Source organism: Curtobacterium sp. MCLR17_044 (assembly GCF_003234435.1).
Taxonomy (GTDB): Bacteria; Actinomycetota; Actinomycetes; order Actinomycetales; family Microbacteriaceae; genus Curtobacterium; species Curtobacterium flaccumfaciens.
This window is the reverse complement of sequence record NZ_QKTC01000013.1, coordinates 37,962-56,271: the sequence shown is the minus strand read 5'-3', so window position 1 is coordinate 56,271 and position 18,310 is coordinate 37,962. Positions and strand designations below refer to the sequence as shown.

Annotated in this window: 20 protein-coding genes; 16 read left to right on the top strand and 4 right to left on the bottom strand. The window is 70.3% G+C overall.

The window, feature by feature from the left end; genetic code table 11:
• The first annotated feature begins 66 nt into the window (after positions 1-66).
• Together DEJ04_RS18420 and DEJ04_RS18705 are read left to right on the top strand one after the other, a co-directional pair.
• Entirely contained in the window at positions 67-234 is a 168-nt protein-coding gene (locus tag DEJ04_RS18420) for a hypothetical protein (protein WP_181437792.1), read from the top strand.
• Positions 234-362: a hypothetical protein gene (locus DEJ04_RS18705; RefSeq protein WP_258371358.1), complete on the top strand. Its 129-nt coding sequence runs from the start codon at positions 234-236 to the stop codon at positions 360-362. Before DEJ04_RS18420 ends, DEJ04_RS18705 begins: the two co-directional genes overlap by 1 nt.
• A 57-nt stretch (positions 363-419) precedes the next feature.
• Here the strand turns inward: DEJ04_RS18705 and DEJ04_RS10865 are convergent, their stop codons facing one another.
• Together DEJ04_RS10865 and DEJ04_RS10860 are read right to left on the bottom strand one after the other, a co-directional pair.
• Entirely contained in the window at positions 420-716 is a 297-nt protein-coding gene (locus tag DEJ04_RS10865) for a hypothetical protein (RefSeq protein ID WP_111047077.1), read from the bottom strand.
• A gap of 9 nt (positions 717-725) precedes the next feature.
• Positions 726-2,162 (bottom strand): recombinase family protein, encoded by a 1,437-nt coding sequence (locus DEJ04_RS10860; RefSeq protein ID WP_146248696.1) that lies wholly within the window; start codon positions 2,160-2,162, stop codon positions 726-728.
• Here DEJ04_RS10860 and DEJ04_RS18615 point away from each other — a divergent pair.
• Together DEJ04_RS18615 and DEJ04_RS10850 are read left to right on the top strand one after the other, a co-directional pair.
• A complete protein-coding gene (locus tag DEJ04_RS18615) occupies positions 2,076-2,639 on the top strand; it encodes a DNA-processing protein DprA (protein ID WP_258371357.1) in 564 nt (187 codons plus the stop codon). The two genes, DEJ04_RS10860 and DEJ04_RS18615, sit on opposite strands and share 87 nt — an antisense overlap.
• A gap of 25 nt (positions 2,640-2,664) precedes the next feature.
• On the top strand, positions 2,665-3,597 hold the full coding sequence (locus DEJ04_RS10850) for a tyrosine recombinase XerC (protein WP_111047074.1): 933 nt from the start codon (positions 2,665-2,667) through the stop codon (positions 3,595-3,597).
• Positions 3,598-3,663: 66 nt separating this feature from the next.
• Here the strand turns inward: DEJ04_RS10850 and DEJ04_RS10845 are convergent, their stop codons facing one another.
• Entirely contained in the window at positions 3,664-4,269 is a 606-nt protein-coding gene (locus DEJ04_RS10845) for a murein hydrolase activator EnvC (protein WP_111047073.1), read from the bottom strand.
• A gap of 320 nt (positions 4,270-4,589) precedes the next feature.
• Between DEJ04_RS10845 and DEJ04_RS10840 the strand changes: the two genes are divergently transcribed.
• The 10 genes from DEJ04_RS10840 to DEJ04_RS10795 all read left to right on the top strand — a co-directional run bounded on the left by DEJ04_RS10840 (position 4,590) and on the right by DEJ04_RS10795 (position 13,403).
• The gene (locus DEJ04_RS10840; protein ID WP_258367097.1) at positions 4,590-6,032 is read left to right on the top strand and encodes a sugar porter family MFS transporter; all 1,443 of its coding nucleotides are present in this window, start codon (positions 4,590-4,592) and stop codon (positions 6,030-6,032) included.
• A 322-nt stretch (positions 6,033-6,354) separates the two neighbouring features.
• Entirely contained in the window at positions 6,355-7,272 is a 918-nt protein-coding gene (gene rpsB / locus DEJ04_RS10835; protein ID WP_027465874.1) for a 30S ribosomal protein S2, read from the top strand.
• A gap of 88 nt (positions 7,273-7,360) precedes the next feature.
• Positions 7,361-8,188 (top strand): translation elongation factor Ts, encoded by an 828-nt coding sequence (gene tsf / locus DEJ04_RS10830; protein ID WP_027465873.1) that lies wholly within the window; start codon positions 7,361-7,363, stop codon positions 8,186-8,188.
• Positions 8,189-8,315: 127 nt separating this feature from the next.
• On the top strand, positions 8,316-9,035 hold the full coding sequence (gene pyrH / locus DEJ04_RS10825; RefSeq protein WP_071406376.1) for a UMP kinase: 720 nt from the start codon (positions 8,316-8,318) through the stop codon (positions 9,033-9,035).
• 47 nt (positions 9,036-9,082) lie between these two features.
• The gene (gene frr / locus DEJ04_RS10820; protein WP_027465871.1) at positions 9,083-9,637 is read left to right on the top strand and encodes a ribosome recycling factor; all 555 of its coding nucleotides are present in this window, start codon (positions 9,083-9,085) and stop codon (positions 9,635-9,637) included.
• Between the two features lie 65 nt (positions 9,638-9,702).
• Positions 9,703-10,647 carry a phosphatidate cytidylyltransferase gene (locus tag DEJ04_RS10815; protein ID WP_111047122.1) on the top strand — a complete coding sequence of 315 codons (945 nt, stop codon included), beginning with the start codon at positions 9,703-9,705 and terminating at the stop codon, positions 10,645-10,647.
• Positions 10,648-10,731: 84 nt separating this feature from the next.
• The gene (locus tag DEJ04_RS10810; RefSeq protein ID WP_071406375.1) at positions 10,732-11,280 is read left to right on the top strand and encodes a DivIVA domain-containing protein; all 549 of its coding nucleotides are present in this window, start codon (positions 10,732-10,734) and stop codon (positions 11,278-11,280) included.
• A gap of 147 nt (positions 11,281-11,427) precedes the next feature.
• A complete protein-coding gene (locus DEJ04_RS18700) occupies positions 11,428-12,342 on the top strand; it encodes a transglycosylase SLT domain-containing protein (protein WP_258371356.1) in 915 nt (304 codons plus the stop codon).
• Positions 12,343-12,354: 12 nt separating this feature from the next.
• On the top strand, positions 12,355-12,657 hold the full coding sequence (locus DEJ04_RS10800) for a hypothetical protein (RefSeq protein WP_111047071.1): 303 nt from the start codon (positions 12,355-12,357) through the stop codon (positions 12,655-12,657).
• Positions 12,654-13,403 carry an alpha/beta hydrolase gene (locus tag DEJ04_RS10795; protein ID WP_111047070.1) on the top strand — a complete coding sequence of 250 codons (750 nt, stop codon included), beginning with the start codon at positions 12,654-12,656 and terminating at the stop codon, positions 13,401-13,403. The genes DEJ04_RS10800 and DEJ04_RS10795 overlap by 4 nt, the downstream gene beginning before the upstream one ends.
• Positions 13,404-13,490: 87 nt before the next feature.
• Here the strand turns inward: DEJ04_RS10795 and DEJ04_RS10790 are convergent, their stop codons facing one another.
• The gene (locus tag DEJ04_RS10790) at positions 13,491-15,332 is read right to left on the bottom strand and encodes a hypothetical protein (protein WP_111047069.1); all 1,842 of its coding nucleotides are present in this window, start codon (positions 15,330-15,332) and stop codon (positions 13,491-13,493) included.
• Positions 15,333-15,516: 184 nt separating this feature from the next.
• Between DEJ04_RS10790 and DEJ04_RS10785 the strand changes: the two genes are divergently transcribed.
• Positions 15,517-17,259, top strand: coding sequence for a hypothetical protein (locus DEJ04_RS10785; RefSeq protein ID WP_111047068.1), 1,743 nt, complete (start codon positions 15,517-15,519; stop codon positions 17,257-17,259).
• Positions 17,256-18,266: a tetratricopeptide repeat protein gene (locus tag DEJ04_RS10780; protein WP_111047067.1), complete on the top strand. Its 1,011-nt coding sequence runs from the start codon at positions 17,256-17,258 to the stop codon at positions 18,264-18,266. Before DEJ04_RS10785 ends, DEJ04_RS10780 begins: the two co-directional genes overlap by 4 nt.
• Positions 18,267-18,310: the final 44 nt, after the last annotated feature.

The following is an 18,310-nucleotide window of genomic DNA, read 5'->3' as shown; positions in this document are numbered from 1 at the left end:
GCGTTCGTGTGTAGGGTGGCCCAGCACTCAGTCAACCCGAAAGGCTGAGGCGGACAAGGAGAAGTCATGGGTTATCTCGACGCGGCAGCGAAGGCACAGCAGGCAGCGAACTGGGCGGCGTCCTCGGCAGGAGGGCCGGAAGACATCAAGTCCACCAACTTGGCCTACGCGGTGCAGAGCCTCGCTCAGGCTGTGCAGGCTCTCGCTGAGCAGATGAACCGAGACAAGAACTGATGGCGGGCAAGGACGACTTCTCCTTCGAAGTCGATGTCCCGGTGCCGGACGGGATGACGGAGGACGAAGCCGTGGACAAGTTCATGGACGGCGTTGAGGCAGAGATGTTGAAGAAACTCGGCTTCTAGACTGACGACGACGGCCCCGGACACTTACCTTGTCCGGGGCCGTCGTTGTTCTCGGTCTCAGCCTCGGTCGCTCCAGCCCCGCTCGTCGCTTGGGAGGAGGTCCGCGTCACCCGTATAGTCCTTGAATTCAGGCCCAGCGAAGGCATCGGGTGGGGAGCCGCCCCAGATGTCAGCCCACAGTTCGCTGTCGATGACGTGCTCTGTCAGCCGCTCGTGCTGGAGCCGCTTCTGCCTCTGCGCCTCGGGGGCGACGCCTGAGTTGCCGAAGAAGCCGTGCTTCTCGCAGTAGTGCTCAACCAGCCAGGGCGCTCCCGGCCGCTGTCGGGTGCGTACGTTATCCATCCACGGGAACATGGCCCAAACCTAGTTGAGGCTGGTCACGACGCGGTGCTTGACGTGCACACGGTCAGTGGATCGCCCGGAGTGGACTTCGATGTCGAGAAGAAGTGACACCAACTCCCGGTGACGGTGAAGAGGTAGGGCCTGCACTCGCTCAGCGATGGCGCGGGCAGCATCGGCAGCCTTCGCGAAGTCGGCGGTGTGACCGTCGAAGATGCTGGACTTCAAGTCGGACAGAACCTCAGCGGCAACGGAGGTCTGGAGGATCGAGTCCCGGCGCGCTGCAAGCCGCTTCTCCTCCTCCACGAGGCGGGACAGCGTCGGGCGCTCTGCCTGGGGCGTAGAGAGGCCTTCGCGGACCAGGAGCATGATGCCTTCGCGACGGGTACGAATCTCCGTCAGAGCGGCGTCCAGGTCTGCTACCGAATGCCCCTGGTCACCGATCGCACCCAAGATCGTGCCGGGACCCATGAGGAGCGCACCGACCACCTGGTTGAGGACCAGAGGCTCCAGGATCGCTTTCTTGATGACGGGGTGGCTAGCGTTGGCGCGGCACCGGTAGTCCCGCATGTAGGTGAACCGTGCCCCACAGACACCGCAGTGCACGAGGCCGCTGAGAAGGTGCCTGACCTCGGCCCCAGGGCTGGTCTTGCGCGTGGGGTCGGCCAGGATGTCGTTGGCCCGCTTGAAGAGGTCGGCGTCCACGAGGGGCACCACGTACTCGCTAGGGGTCCATGTCCCCAGGTGCCGGACCTCCCCTATATATGAGCGGTTCATGATCGTGTCCCGGACGCGTCGCGTGGTCCACCTGTCAGTCCCCGTGGTCGGGTAGCGGCCCTCAGCGTTGAGAGCGGTTGCGATGGCCCGGACGGAGCGGTCCTCCACGAAGCGCTGGAATATGAACTGGACCACGGCAGCCTCTTCGGGGACTGGCGTCATGTTGTCCTGCTGGTACCCGTAGCGACGACGCCCCGGCACCGGCTTGCCCTTCGACACTCGGTACTCGTTGGCGCGCTTCTGGCGCTCGCTCTTGCGCCGGACCTCCATGCGGGAGAACCCCGTGGACATCGTGGCCTGGAACTCACCGTCCGGCGTGCTGAGGTCCACTTCGCCGTCAACCGTCATCACCTTCGCCCCGGCGTCGATCAACGTGAGGAGGTCACGCTGGGAGCGGGTCAGGCGGTCGAGGTTCACGGCGATGATGTGAGTGAAGGCCCCTGCCTCCAAGTCCCGGAGCATCTGACCCCAAGCGCTGTTGACTCCTCGGGCCTTGCTGGCGCTCTGGGCGTTGTCTCGGTAGACCCGGGTGATCGAGTAGCCCCGCTGGTCAGCTAGGCCGCGGGTGCGGGCCTCCTGGCGGTCGATGCCCTCGGCGTGGTCAACGGACTGTCGGAGGTAGAGGGCACATCGCACTGTCATGAGGGATGTACGCGGGTCAGGCCCGTCGAGTGTCAACGTCACACATCTATTGGGGCGTTTCTGGCCCGGAACCGGCTGATCGCCGCGCTGGCCGACGTCACGGTCGTGGTCGAAGCGGGCGCCCGGTCCGGGGCGCTCAACACGGCCCACCACGCAGCGCAGCTCGGCCGGCCGGTGTTCGCGGTACCGGGAGCGTTCGCGTCCTCGGCATCGGTCGGGTGCCACCGGCTCATCGCACAGGGACGGGCGCAGATCGTCGTGCACCCAGGGGATCCGGTCGCGGCGGCGAGGCCGGCGACCGGGACGAGCGGGGGAGCGGTGCCGGACGAACCGCTCCTGTCCGGTCGGCAGGACCCCGAGGTGCTCCGGGTGCTCGACGCGCTCGGTCGTCGCGCGCTGCCCGAGGCCGAGATCGCCCGTCGGGCGGGCATGTCGACGGCCGACGTCGCCGACGCGCTCGCCCTGGCGCAGCTGCAGGGACTCGTCGTCGCGAGCGGCGGCGGGTGGGGCCGGGCATGACGGTCGACAGCCGTACGCTGACGTCGTGGTTGCGCGGACGGACGGTCGACTGGTGGTGGCGGTGGACGCCTTCCTCGGGCACGCCCGGCACGCGCGGGGCCTCAGCGAGCAGACCCTGCGCGCGTACGCCAACGACCTCGAGCAGCTCGTGGCCTTCGCGGACGCCCGAGGGGTCGACCGCGTCGCCGACGTCGAGCTCGACCTCCTGCGTGATTGGCTGTGGGACGCCGACCACCGGGGGCTCGCCCGGTCCACGATCGCTCGGCGGTCCTCGTCCGTGCGGGCGTTCACGCGGTGGGCGAGCGAGACCGGGGTGACGACGACCGACGCCGGGGTCCGGCTCCGTGCACCGAAGGGCGGGGCGCACCTTCCCCGCGTGGTGTCGGCCGACCAGGTGCGCGCCCTGCTCGACGGGCTCGGTGCCCGAGCGGCGACGGACGACCCGGCGGCGCTGCGGGACCTGGCCCTCGTCGAGCTCCTGTACGCGGCGGCCATCCGGGTCAGCGAACTCGTCGGGATCGACGTGACCGACGTCGATCGCGGACGCTTGACCGTGCGGGTGCTCGGCAAGGGCGGGAAGGAACGCGTGGTGCCGTTCGGGGTGCCGGCGCGGGACGCACTCGAGGCGTGGCTCGAGCGCGGACGGCCCGCCCTCGTCGCACGGTCGGAGGGACCGGCAGGCACGGCGCTGTTCCTCGGGGACCGTGGTGCCCGACTCGGCGTCCGCAGTGCCTACCGCGTGGTGGCGCGGTTGCTCGGTGACCTGCCGGGCGAGGGGCCGAGCGGGCCGCACACCTTCCGGCACACCGCGGCGACGCACCTGCTCGACGGCGGAGCGGACCTGCGCGCGGTGCAGGAACTCCTCGGTCACGCCAGCCTCGGGACGACGCAGATCTACACGCACGTGTCGTCGGCCCGGCTGCGCGAGGTCTACCGAACGGCACACCCGCGCGCCTGACGGTGGGCCGACGTGCGTCCCGGTCGGTTGCAGGTCAGCTTTCGATCGGCTTCCGGTCGGTTCGACTCACCCGGGCCAGGCCGACTCGGGCAGGAGCACCGGCCACTCGGCTGGTGGCAGGTACGCCATCGGGTCGACGTAGCGACCGTCGACGCGAGCACCGAGGTGCAGGCACGGTGCCGACGCCGGACAGTGCCCGACCGAGACGCGCCCGACCGGCGCGCCCTGCACGACCTCGTCCCCGGCGGCGACCAGGGGCGTCACCGAGTCGAGCGTGCTGACCAGTCCGTCGCCGTGGTCGATCGTCACGACGGTGCGGCCGCCGACCGGGCCGGCGAACGCCACGGTGCCGTCGTCCACCGCCGAGGCAGTGCTGCCGAGGGCGGCCGGGACATCGAGGCCCCGGTGGCCGGCGGTGTAGTCCGAGGACGGTGCTTCCCAGGCGCGCTCGACGATCCGCGATCCGGTGGGCCAGACCCAGCGAGCCTCGACCCGGCCCGAAGCGGTCGTAGTGCCCACCGACGCCCCGGCGCCCGCCGACACCCCGGCTCCCGTCGACGGCGCGGCACCGAACACCGCCGTCCCGCCCAGCACCGCCGCGCACACCACGGTCACGCTCAGCACCGCCGCGCACACCACGGACAGCAGGACGGGACGTGCGTTCGATCGCATGTCCCCAGCCTGGGCGGTGGAACCCGGCCCCGGGGCGGGCGTGGGCGATCCGTGGAGGGGGAGTCGCGCCTCCAGGCTTGGGGAGGAACGTGCCGAGGACGGAAACGACAGAACCGACGTCGTACGACGGCGACAGTGTCGTTCCGCGTCGGCGCGCAAGCCCCGCGCCGTCCCGATCACGCCCCCGGTTATGACCAGATCCCGAGCGAGGAGTACAGTCGGGGCCGCTCCGGAACACGCAACGCCGCTCGGACGGCGAACCAGCCGACCGCCGGGGCACCGTGCTGCACAACTGCACGGCGGCAGAACCCAGGAGCATCGTGTCCACCACGACCACCGGGCACGGCGAAGACCGTGCGTTCAAGGGGAAGGTCACCCTGTTCGCCATCGCGGCGGCGGTCGGTGGCTTCCTGTTCGGCTTCGACTCGTCCGTCATCAACGGCGCCGTCGACGCGATCAAGGGCGAGTTCAACCTCTCCGACGCGGCCAGCGGCTTCGCGGTCGCATCGGCCCTGATCGGTTGCGCGTTCGGCGCCTACTTCGCAGGCCGCCTCGCCGACCGTTACGGCCGCACCCGGATCATGTTCTGGGCCGCCGTGCTGTTCTTCGTCTCGTCGATCGGTTCGGCGTTCGCGTTCGCGACGTGGGACCTCGTGATCTGGCGTCTCGTCGGCGGTCTCGGCATCGGTACCGCTTCGGTCATCGCGCCGGCGTACATCTCCGAGGTCTCCCCGAAGGCGATCCGCGGGCGGCTGGCCTCGTTCCAGCAGCTGGCGATCACGCTCGGTATCTTCGCCGCGCTCCTGTCCGACCAGCTCTTCGCCGTCACCGCGGGCAGCGCCTCGGCCGAGGTCTGGGGCCTGGCCGCCTGGCGCTGGATGTTCCTGGTCGGGGTGATCCCCTCGGTCGTCTACGGCGTCCTGGCGATCACGCTGCCGGAGTCCCCGCGCTACCTGCTCACCAAGGGCCGTGCTGACGATGCGCGCGTGGTGATGGGCAAGATCGTCCCGCGCGACACCGTGAACACGAGCCTGGAGGAGATCCAGGACGGCATCAAGAAGGAAGCCAACGAGAAGAAGGGCTCCATCCGGGGCAACCGCTTCGGGCTCCAGCCGATCGTCTGGGTGGGCATCATCCTGGCCGTGCTGCAGCAGTTCGTCGGCATCAACGTGATCTTCTACTACTCGACGACGCTCTGGCAGGCGGTCGGCTTCAAGGAGGAGGACTCGTTCCTCATCTCCACGATCACCTCGGTGGTCAACGTCGCCGTTACCTTCGTGGCGATCTTCCTGGTCGACAAGGTCGGCCGCAAGCCGCTGCTCGTCGCCGGTTCCGCGGGCATGTTCGTCTCGCTCACCATGGTCGCCATCGCGTTCTCGCAGGCGACGATCGTCGACGGCAGCCCGAGCCTCCCCGGCTCGTGGGGCGTCATCGCGCTGATCTTCGCGAACCTCTTCGTGGTGTCCTTCGGCGCCACGTGGGGTCCGCTCATGTGGGTCCTGCTCGGCGAGATGTTCCCGAACCGCATCCGCGCCACGGCGCTCGGCATCGGCTCGGCCGCCAACTGGATCGCGAACTTCATCGTGACGATCTCGTTCCCGGTGCTCTCGGGCTTCAACCTGACGGTCACCTACGGCATCTACGCGCTGTTCGCGCTGCTGTCGCTGTTCTTCGTCATCGCCAAGATCCCGGAGACCAAGGGCCGCTCGCTCGAGGAGATGGGCATCTCCGCCGACGGCGACACGGTGGACGCCAAGGCCTGATCGGCCGGTCGCGTACCGCGTCCGTTCCGCACGGATCGCCGGACAGGAGGCCCGGATCACGTCAGCCGCGAGGCGCGCGTGATCCGGGCCTCCCTTCTGTTAGCATCTATCCAGCAGCGTGCTGATGCGCGCTGACTTCGCGTGTCCACCAAGCCCTCACGGGCTCGGTACCCGACCATCGGTCCCGCTCTCACGAGCGGGCGGTCGCGTGCCAGGACACCAGGGACCACGACCGACGGTCGTGATCGACACAACCGCAACAGGTCCGCAGCGACGTGCGAGAGCACGGCTGCGCGCCGAGAACACAGAAGGAGGACGGCACATGGCCGTCGTCACCATCCGCCAGCTGCTCGACAGCGGCGTCCACTTCGGACACCAGACCCGTCGGTGGAACCCGAAGGTGAAGCGCTTCATCCTCGCCGAGCGCTCGGGCATCCACATCATCGACCTGCAGCAGTCGCTGGCCTTCATCGACCGCGCGTACGACTTCGTCAAGGAGACGGTCGCGCACGGTGGCACGATCCTCTTCGTGGGCACCAAGAAGCAGGCGCAGGGCTCCATCGCCGAGCAGGCGACCCGCGTCGGCCAGCCGTACGTCAACCAGCGTTGGCTCGGCGGTCTGCTCACGAACTTCCAGACGGTCTCCAAGCGCCTCGCGCGCATGAAGGAGCTCGAGGAGATCGACTTCGACGACACGACGAAGGGCTTCACCAAGAAGGAGCTCCTCATCAAGAAGCGCGAGCTGGACAAGCTCCACAAGACCCTCGGTGGTATCCGCAACCTCACGCGGACCCCGAGCGCGCTCTGGATCGTCGACACCAAGAAGGAGCACCTCGCCGTCGACGAGGCGCAGAAGCTCGGTATCCCGATCATCGGCATCCTCGACACCAACTGCGACCCCGACGAGATCACGTACCCGATCCCGGGCAACGACGACGCGATCCGCTCCGTCGGTCTGCTGACCCGCATCGTCGCCGACGCCGCGGCCGAGGGCCTGAAGACCCGCCACAACGGTGGCGACGAGGACGAGGCCAGCGAGCCCCTCGCCGAGTGGGAGCAGGAGCTCCTCGGTGGCGAGACCGCCGCCACGACCGAGGCGCCCGCCGCCCCGGTCGAGGAGAACGACGCTGACGCGCAGGTCGCCGCGAAGGAGATCGGCGAGCCGATCGCCGACGAGGCGAAGAACGCGGAGCCGACGGCCGAGGCCGAGGCAGCCGCGGAGACCACCCCCGCCGAGTGAGTCGCCGGGGCGTCGGACCCCACCGGGTCCGGCGCCCCGACTGCACTCCACTCTCCACACACGTACAGTCCAGAAAGGACTCCAGTCAATGGCAAACTTCACCGCTGCTGACGTGAAGAAGCTCCGCGAGGACCTCGGCGCCGGCATGATGGACGCGAAGAACGCGCTCGTCGAGGCCGACGGCGACTACGACAAGGCCGTCGAGCTGCTCCGCATCAAGGGTGCCAAGGCCGTCGCCAAGCGCGACGACCGTGCCACCTCCGAGGGTGTCGTCGTCGCGACCTCCGAGAACGGCGCCGCCACGGTCGTCGAGCTCGCGAGCGAGACCGACTTCGTCGCGAAGAACGAGAAGTTCACGACCCTCGCCGACAAGGTGCTGGGCGCGGTCGCCGCTGCCGGTGCCGCCGACGTCGCTGCTGCCAACGCCGCACCGCTGGACGGCAAGACCGTCCTCGAGGTCGTCAACGAGTCGGCTGCCGCGCTGGGCGAGAAGCTCGAGGTCCGCACGGTCCGCCGTGTCGAGGGCTCGGCCTTCGAGATCTACCTGCACAAGACCAGCCAGGACCTGCCGCCGCAGATCGCCGTCGTCATCGCGTACGAGGGTGACAACGCCGCCGAGGCACGTTCGATCGCCCAGCACGTCGCGTTCGCGAACCCGACGTACCTGACCCGCGACGAGGTCCCGGCCGAGGCCATCGAGAAGGAGCGCGCGACCGTCGAGGCGATCACGCGCGAAGAGGGCAAGCCCGAGGCTGCGCTCCCGAAGATCGTCGAGGGCCGGGTGAACGCCTACATCAAGCAGGTGTCGCTCCTCGACCAGGACTACGCGAAGGACAACAAGATCTCCGTCGCGAAGGCCGCCGAGAACGCCGGCATCACGATCCAGGGCTTCGCCCGCGTCAAGGTCGGCGCGTAACGAACCCGTGACGGGGTCAGGAACCAACCAGGTTCCTGGCCCCGTTTTTCGCGCGCGCCGGCACGACACGCGCGCGACACATCCGCGAGTACATTTCCACGAGACCACGACGAAGGGTGCGGACCAGATGACCGACGAGAAGACCGGACGACGCCGCGTTCTGCTGAAGCTGTCGGGAGAGGCGTTCGGCGCCGGCTCCCTCGGGGTGAACCCCGACGTGATCGGCACCATCGCCAAGGAGATCGCCGTCGCCGCGCGCGAGGTCGAGATCGCGATCGTCGTCGGCGGGGGCAACTTCTTCCGCGGAGCCGAGCTCTCGCAGCGCGGCATGGACCGCGGGCGCGCCGACTACATGGGCATGCTCGGCACGGTGATGAACGCACTCGCGCTGCAGGACTTCCTCGAGCAGGCGGGCGCTGCGACCCGCGTGCAGTCCGCCATCGCGATGACCCAGGTCGCCGAGCCGTACATCCCGCGGCGCGCCGAGCGGCACCTCGAGAAGGGCCGGGTCGTCATCTTCGGCGCCGGTGCCGGACTGCCGTACTTCTCCACCGACACGGTGGCGGCGCAGCGTGCGCTCGAGATCAAGGCGGACGAGGTCCTCGTCGCCAAGAACGGCGTCGACGGCGTGTACACGGCCGACCCGAAGAAGGACGCCACCGCCGAGAAGCTGCACCACGTGACCTACCAGGACGCGCTACTCAAGGGCCTCAAGGTCGTCGACGCCACCGCGTTCTCGCTCTGCATGGACAACGGCATGCCGATGCACGTCTTCGGCATGGAGGGCGACGGCAACGTCCAGGCCGCGATCCGTGGCGAGCGCATCGGCACCGTCGTCAGCAACTGACCCCCGGCGCTGACTAGACTCGACGCCAGTACCGAAGGAGTAACACCGTGATCAGTGATGTCCTGACCGAAGCCACCGAGAAGATGGCGAAGGCTGTCGAGGTCGCCAAGGACGACTTCTCGACCGTCCGCACCGGCCGCATCAACGCGGCACTCTTCCAGAAGATCCCGGTCGAGTACTACGGCACGCCGACGCCGCTCGCGCAGCTCGCGTCGCTGCAGACGCCCGAGGCCCGCACGCTCATCGTGACGCCGTACGACAAGACGGCGCTCAAGGAGATCGAGCGCGCGATCGCGACCTTCCCGAACCTCGGTGCCAGCCCGACGAACGACGGCGACATCGTGCGCGTGACGATCCCGGAGCTCACCAAGGACCGCCGCAAGGAGTTCGTCAAGCTCGTTCGGACGAAGGGCGAAGACCACAAGGTCGTCGTCCGGAACATCCGCCGCAAGGCCAAGGACGACCTCGACGCACTCAAGGGTGAGATCTCCGACGACGAGATCTCGCGCGGCGACAAGGACCTCGAGGCCCTGACGAAGAAGCACGTCGACCAGATCGACGAGTCGCTGAAGAAGAAGGAAGCCGAACTCCTCGAGGTCTGATGCGGCGCTCCGACCAGGGCGATGACCGCCCCACAGCAGAGCACGGGCCCGCGTCGAGCGGGCCCGTGAAGAAGGGGCTCCGTCAGGACTTCGATGCGCGCGCACGAGCGGCGCGCACCGACTTCGAGGCGCAGCTCCGCCAGCGCAAGGCCGACTTCGGCGCGCGCAACGAAGCGCTGACCGCGCGGACCGGGCGCAACCTGCCGGCGGCGATCGGCATCGCGCTCGCGTTCGCGGTCGTGATGCTCGGCACGCTGCTCCTCTGGCCGCCGTCCTTCATGGTCGTCGCTGCGTTCCTGCTGGGCGTCGGCGTCTACGAACTCACGAGCGCGATGCGGTTCGCCGGCCGCGACGTCCCGCGGATCCCGAGCGTCGCCGTCGCGATCGCGATCGTGCCGGCGGCGTTCCTGCTCGGCCAGGTCGCGGCGCTGTTCACCCTGCTCGGCGGCATCGTCCTGATCAGCGTCTGGCGAATGCTCGAGGTCGCCGTCGCGCGGCAGAAGCCCCCGGCCGGCAACGTCGCCCGAGACCTCACGAACGGGCTGTTCGTGCAGGCCTACATCTCCCTGCTCGGCGCGTGCGTCGTGCTGCTCTCCGCCCAGCCGGACGGCAACCTCTGGGTGATCGGGTTCATCCTCGTCGTCGTCGCGGTCGACACCGGCGCGTACGCCACCGGGCTGAACCTCGGCAAGCACCCGATGGCTCCCCGCATCAGCCCCAAGAAGACGTGGGAGGGCTTCGCCGGGTCCGTGGCAGCGAGCATCATCGTCGGCATCCTGGTGGCCGTGTTCATGCTCGGGCTGCCCTGGTGGACCGGTGTCCTGCTCGGTGTGCTCATCTCCGGTTCGGCCACGCTCGGCGACCTGACCGAGTCGATGATCAAGCGCGACCTCGGCATCAAGGACATCTCGTCGTTCCTGCCCGGACACGGCGGCCTGCTCGACCGCATCGACAGCATCCTGCCGTCCGCCGCCGTCGCCTACGTGCTGTACCTCGTCGTCAACCACTGACCACTGACCGCTGTCGGGCCGGGCTGAACGCCGCACTCAGCGCGTCCAGGTTGTGCCACGGTCGGGGACTGGCAGAATGACGCCGTGGCCACCACCTTCCCGACCGCAGCCCGTTCCGCCCTCGGTTACGACGTCGACGAAGTCGAGCGTTTCCTCGAGGACGCCCGGCGCGCGTACTCCGCCGACGACAGCGCCCCCGGCATCGAGGCCGCGAAGATCCGCGCCACGGCGTTCTCGATGCGCAAGGGCGGCTACTCCACGTCGCACGTCGACGCCGCACTCGAGCGACTCGAGGACGCCTTCGCGGCCCGCGAGCGTGAGCGGGAGATGAGCGAGGTCGGCAAGAAGGCCTGGTACGCCGAGGCACGGACGAAGGCCTCCGACGTCGTGGCGCGGCTCGAGCGGCCCGACGGGCAGCGGTTCAGCCGGGTCAGCGTGCTCGGCACCGGCTACCACCCGAAGGACGTCGACGCGTTCGCCGCCCGACTCGCCGGGTACTTCCGCGAGGGCAAGCCGCTCAGCCTCACCGAGGTCCGCTCGATCGTCTTCCGCCCGAAGCACGGCGGGTACCGCGAGGCGCAGGTCGACGCCCTGCTCGACGCCGTCGTCGAAGTGATGCTCGCTGTCCGGTGACGACGCGCTGTCCCCAGGTGCTTCGCTTTCCGTGATCGTTCCGTTACCCTGGTCCTACTCATGGGCAGGCACACGGCAGACTCAAGCTCCGACCGCGATACCCGCGAGCACCTCAGCCTCCAGGCTTCCGGTGAGCGCCGCGCGGCAATGCAGCGAACCCGCACGACGGAGACGTCGGCGTTCGGGGTGACCCCGCAGGCAGCGCCCGCGACGACGGGTCCGGTCGCCACGCCGAAGTCGGTGGCGGCGACCCGCGTCTCCGACGAGCGTGTGGCGTCCTTCGCGCACGATGCTCTGGTCGACGCCGACCAGCGTCCCGCGAAGCAGCGCACCGCGACGGTGCAGCGCCGTGCGACGCCGAAGCTCGTGAAGCCCGCCGCGTCGTCGGTGAACGCCGTCGCCCGCAAGCGCGCGGTCGCCCCGATGATGTCCTTCGTCGGCGTGTTCCTGTTCGTCGGCGGCTCGCTGTTCAACCCGCTGCAGGCCGACGTGGCACAGGCCGCCGTCGACACCCCGGTGCTCGTGAAGACGCCGCCGGCGCCGCAGCAGTACACCGCGCACGGCACCTACGCCGTGGCCGCTGCCGACCGTGACGGCTACGACGTCACCGTCCCGGCCCCGAAGGTCGTCAAGCCCGTCGTCGAAGAGGACGAAGCCGACGCCGACGCCGAGACCACCGACGACAGCGCGGACGCCGCGGCCACCGAGAACCAGCCGGTCTCGGCCGCCAACACGCTCGCCGCGACCGCTGCGACGCCCGACCCGGGCAGCGCGCAGGCGATCGCCCTGCAGCAGGTCACGGCTCGTGGCTGGGGCACCGACCAGTACAACTGCCTGGTCTCGCTGTGGAACAAGGAGTCCGGCTGGCGGGTGAACGCCTACAACCCCAGCGGTGCGTACGGCATCCCGCAGGCCCTCCCCGGCAGCAAGATGGCCACGGCCGGCGCCGACTGGCAGACCAACCCGGCGACGCAGATCACCTGGGGTCTCAACTACATCGCCGGCGTCTACGGCACCCCCTGCGGTGCCTGGGGACACAGCCAGGCCAACAACTGGTACTGATCGGCTGCTCGGGTGCCGCGCAGCAACCGACCGCGGCGTCCCCGTGGTCGCGACGTCGAGCCTGACGAGGAGACCACCCTCGACCGGCTGATGAGCTCGTGGATGCGCACCGAGGTCCGCCACGGTCGCGAGTACCAGGTGCAGCCGATCTCGGCCGCGTCGGCGCAGAAGGAGTACATCTGCCCAGGGTGCGGCGGAAGCGTCCTGCCCGGCACCGCCCACGTGGTGGTCTGGCGTGCGGACGGCGTGCTCGGGGACGCCGCCGACCTGGCGTCGCGCCGGCACTGGCACAACCACTGCTGGAGCATCGCATGACCGAGCACGACGTGCCGCACGACAACGAGATCCGGTCCGCCACCGTGCTGCCGGCCCGTCGTACCGAGATCGAGCTCGTCACGGACGACCACCTGACGCTCGTCGGTGAGCTCGCCGAGCCGGCCGACGCCCCGGCCCGCGGGACCATCGTGACGCTCCACCCCCTGCCGACCGCGCACGGGTTCATGGACTCGCACGTCCTCAAGAAGGCCGCGGCACGGTTGCCCGCCCTCGCCGACATCGCGGTGCTGCGGTTCAACTTCCGGTCCGTCACGTCGCCGCGCGGCACGTCCGAGGGCGTCTTCGGCGAGGGTGTGTCCGAGGGCTTCGACCTGCGCGCCGCCGTCGCCGAGGTCGTCGACCGCAACCTGCCGACGCCGTGGCTGGTGGGGTGGTCCTTCGGCACCGAGGTGATCCTCAAGCACGCGCTCGAACACGTCGAGGCCGGCACGGTCGCCGGTGTCGTCCTGCTGTCCCCGCCGCTGCACCGCACCTCGGACGAGGAGCTCGCCCGCTGGGCTGCCGTCGGGGTGCCGGTCGTGGCGCTCGTCCCCGAGCACGACGACTTCCTGCAGCCCGAGGCCGCGGCGGCACGGTTCGCGCTCGCCCCGAACGTCCGGGTCGTGCCCGTCGACGGTGCGAAGCACCTGTGGGTGGGGGAGCGGTACGTGCGGATCGTCCTCGACGCGATCGCCGACCTCGTCGTGCCGGGCAGCGCCCCGCTGCCGACCCACTGGCCCGTCTGAGCACGTCCGCACGACGCCCTGCGGCCTGCCACCTGCACCAGGTGGGACGGCCTGGAGGCGCGGGTCGCGCCTCCAGGCCGTGGACCGTCAGCGGTCGGTCGCGTCCACGTCGTCGGCAGCGTCCGCAGTGGACGCCGCGGCGGGTGCCGTGCCGAGCAGGCCCGTGGCGTTCGTGAGGACCCCGCGGAGGTTCTCGAGGTAGCCCGCGACGGCTTCGCGTTCGGTGCGGATCGCCGCCAGGCGGTCCTCGGCCTCGGCGATGACGCCGGCGGTGCGCTCCTCGGCGTCGGCGACCATCCGGTGCACGCGGTCCTGCGCGTCGGCGACGATGGTGCGGGCGTGCTCCTGGGCCTCGGCCGTGCTGGTGCGCTCGAGGTCGTCGGCCTCCTGCTGCAGGCGTTCGGCGCGTTCGCGGGCCTCGGTCGCGCGGCGCGTGGCCTCGGCGAGCTGCAGGTTGGCCTCGTCCAGGTACTTCTGCGTCTCGGTCACCGTCTCGTGGTGCTTCCGCAGGTAGTCCTGCTCGGCGTCGTCGCGGCGGGACGCGAGTTCCGACTCGAGCGTCGTGCGGGCCTCGTCGCGCTCCCGGGCGATCTCGGCGCGGACCTCGTCGCGCTCCTTGACCAGGGCGGCGCGTGCGGTGTCGATCTCCTGCCGCAGGGCGGTGCGCTCGGCCTCGAGCACCCCGAGCTCGGCGGTGCGGCGGTCGGCGATCTCGGTGTCGACCTCGGCGTGCTCGCGCTCGCGTCGGGCGGCGATGGCGTTCTCGTGCTCCCGGACGGCACGCTCGGCTGCCGCATCGGCCTCGGCGCGCTCCTGCGCGATCCGGGCGTCGTGCTCCTCGAGCTCCCGGGCGATCCGGTCGGCGGTCTCCTGCACCAGGCGCGCGTTCTCGACGCGGGTCTGCTCCTCGTCGACGCGGAGCTGCGCCTGGGCCGCCTCGATCTCCTGCTCCAGTGCGGTGCGGGCTGCGGCGAGTTCGCGGTCCCACTCGGCGCGGGCGGCGGCGAGTTCCTCGTCGAGCTCGCGGCGGCGGTCCGCGACCTCGGAGTCGAGCTCGGCGCGGCGGCGGGTGACCTCGGACTCGAGTTCGGCGCGACCGGTCTCGAGTGCCAGCGCGTGTGCCTGCTGCTCCTCGTCACGCTCACGGTGCCAGGCGGCACGGCCCTCGGTGACCTCGCGCTCCAGGGCCTCTCGCCGGGTCGTCTCCTCGCGGTCGAGGTCCTCGGTGCGGCGGGCGTGGTCGGCCTCGAAGACCGAACGGCGGTGCTCGGTCTCGCGGTCGAGCTCGGCGGCGGCGGTGCGGGCGTCGGCGGACTCGCGCTGGGCGATCTCGCGCAGCTCGGCGACCTCGTGCTCGACCTGGGCGCGCAGCGCGTTCGTCTCGCGGATGGCGACGGAACGGACCTCGGCGGCCTCGGTCACGGCTGCCCCGCGGATCGCGGCGGCTTCGTTGCGGGCGTCCTGCGTGAGGAGACCGGCCTCGGCGCGGGCACGTTCGACGGTGTCGGCTGCCTCGGCGCGGGCGCGGGTCAGTTCGTTGGTGGCGCGGGTGCGGGCGTCCTCGAGGGTGTCGCGCGCTTCCTCCTGGGCCTCTCGGACGGTGCGCTCGGCTTCGGAACGGCTCGAGGCACGGAGGCGCTGGGCGTCGATGTCCGCCTGGCTGATGAGACGGGTCGACTGCTCCTCGGCCACGCGCAGGGTGGACTCGAGGCGGGTGCCCAGTCCGCTGTACGTGGGGGTGCCGGCTTCGTCGAGCTCGCCCTGCAGTTCGGAGACCCGGGCCTGCAGGAGACGGATCTCCTTCGCGGCGTCGGCGCGGTCGTTGTTCGACTTGATGAGCTCGCGGCGCAGGTCGTTCAGCGAACGCTCCACCTCGTCGCGGCGGTACCCCCGCAGCTCGGTCCCGAACTCGGCCTCGTCGTTCGCCACGTGTCGCTCCTGGGTGCTCGGCGGAGGGCCCGGATCGGCCCGCGGTCGATTGTAGTGGCGGCCGAAGTGGGTCGTCTGAGTCCGGCGACAGACCGGATTGATGCGCTGTCCAGCGTTGCTCGCTATCCTGAGTCGCTGATTCGCGCGCCGACATCCCCACCCCGGCGCGGTAGGGAGAGAGTTCGTGCGATTCGTCCTGGCGATCGTCAGTTTCGTCATCGGTCTGCTGCTCGTGGCGCTGGCGGTGGGACAGCGGACCGTGTTCGCGCCGCCGTCCTCGCTCGTGGCCGAGAGCTCGACGACCAGTTCCGCCCCGGTGACCGTGATCCCGGGGACGACGCTCAACGCCAACCCCGGCTACCAGCGCATCAACGTGTCCGGCTCCGGCAAGGTCTTCGCGGCCTACGGCAAGACCGCCGACGTCGACGCCTGGATCGGTGACGCCGAGCACACCACGCTCCGTTTCGACGCCGAGAAGGGCTCGCTGGTCGGGTCGACCTCGGGCAGCGAGACCAGCGTCCCGTCGCCGAAGGGCAGCGACCTCTGGTACCAGGAGTACGACGGTGCCGGGCAGTTCACCGTCCGCCTGCCGCAGGACGTCTCGGTCCTGGTCGTCAGCGACGGCAAGGCCGCAGCGCCGAGCGACGTGTCCGTCACCTGGCCGCAGGACACCGCGACGCCGGCGGTCGGTCCGCTGCTCGTGGCCGGCGGCGTGTTCGTCCTCGGAGGTCTCTTGCTGCTCGTCCTCGCCTTCCTGCACCAGCGCCGTGGCCGCGGTCCCCGCCGTCGCAGTGGTGGCAGCCGCCCGCCGCGGGTGCGTGCGTCCCGTCGAGCCGCCGCCGCCGGAGCGCAGGTGCCGCGCCGCGGTCGTCGCGGCACGCGCGCGCTCATCGGCGTCCCGGTGCTGCTCGTCGGCGCCCTGACCCTGGCCGGTTGTTCCTCGGACTACTGGCCGCAGGGCGGCGACCCGTCGCTCGCCACACCGACCCCGACGGCCACCGCCACGGGGGCTGCGGAGACCACCGAGCCGACGGCTGCGACCAAGCAGCAGATCACCCGCATCGTGCAGCGGACCGCCGCCGTCGCCAAGCAGGCCGACGGGGCGCGCGACCGTGACCTGGTCCGGACCCGGTTCTCCGGAGCGGCGCTCGACCTCCGTCTGGCGAACTACTCGATCCGCGGCAAGGACTCGGACGTCAAGGCACCGCCGGCGATCTCGGCCGCGCAGGTGTGCGTCGCGCTGCCGCAGCAGACCGACACCTGGCCCCGAACGGTCTTCACGATCGTCGCCGAGGACTGTGACGCCAAGTCCGCGCCGCAGGCCCTGACCCTGGTGCAGGACACCGCCCGCGATCCCTACAAGGTGGCGTACGACGTCTCGCTCGAGGCCGACGCGAAGATCCCGAGCCTCGCCCCGACGACGATCGGTGCCGCACTGCTCGCGCCGGAGTCGAAGCTCCTGACGATCCAGCCCGACCAGGTCGCGACCGCCTACGGCGACATCCTGTCGAAGGACACCGCCAGCGAGTACGCCGACCTGTTCGCGACCGAGGGCGATGCGCTCCGCACCACCATCGGCAAGGCGTACAAGGACAAGAAGGCCAAGGCCCTGCCGGACACGGCGAAGATCGAGTACTCCTCCGAGGTGCCCGCCGACTCCGCCGTCGCGATCGCGACCGACGACGCCGGCGCCCTGGTCTCCGCGGACCTGGACGAGATCGAGAAGGTGACCCCGACCGCCTCGGGTGCCGAGGTGAACACCGAGGGTGCCGTCAAGGCACTGTCCGGCGTGGACACGAGCAAGAAGGGCATCAGCGCGACCTACAGCGTCCAGCTGCTCTTCTACGTGCCGCCGGTCGCCTCGGATGGCAAAGTGGTCCTGCTCGGGTTCACACAGGGCCTGACCGCAGCGAGTGAGGTGCAATGAGCAACATCCCCCCGACCCCGTCCGGGCTCCGCGGAGCCGTGGACCTGTCGTCCCTCGTCGACCGCGCACAGCGGCCGCCCCAGCCGTCCGGTGCTCCGGCTCCGGCGGGTTCCGCCGGCGGAGCCGTTCCCGGCACCGAGGCCGGCGCCGTGAACGGTGCCGACCTCACCGTCCCGTCGCTCGTGATCGACGTCACCGACGCGACCTTCCAGGACGTCCTGGAGCTGTCGAACGTCGTCCCGGTCATCGTGGACATCTGGGCCGAGTGGTGCGGGCCGTGCAAGCAGCTCTCGCCGATCCTCGAGCAGCTCACCGCGGAGTACGACGGCCGCGTGGTGCTCGCCAAGGTGGACGCCGACACGAACCCCCAGCTCGTGCAGGCGTTCCAGGCGCAGTCGATCCCGACCGTCGCAGCCGTCATCGGTGGACGCCCGCTCGGGCTCTTCGTCGGGGCACTGCCCGAGGCGCAGGTCCGCGACGTCTACGAGCAGGTGCTCCAGGCCGCCGAGCAGAACGGCGTGGCCGGTCGCGTGAGCGTCGCCGGCGCTGCGACCGACGTCGACGCTGAGCAGGGCGAGCCGGAGCCGGAGCCACTCCCGCCGCACCACCAGGCCGCGTACGACGCGATCGAGCAGGGCGACTACGCCACCGCGATCGAGGAGTACAAGACCGCGATCCTGCAGGACCCGCACGACCAGATGGCCGTGGCCGGGCTCGCACAGGTGTCGCTGCTCGACCGGCTGAACGGCCGGACGGCCGACGAGATCCGTGCGGCCGCTGCCGCCGGACCGCAGGACGTCCAGGCACAGCTCGCGGTCGCCGACCTCGACATCTCCGGCGGGCACGTCGACGACGCCTTCGGACGTCTCCTGGACCTGGTGCCGACGGTGTTCGGCGAGGACCGTGAGGCCCTGCGCGTCCGGCTCGTCGAGTACTTCGAGCTCATCGGCAGCGAGGACCCGCGCGTCGTCGCGGCGCGTCGCCGCCTGGCGAACGCGCTGTACTAGACCTGCGGGGTCCGTACGGCGAAGAAGACGCCGTCGTCACACCG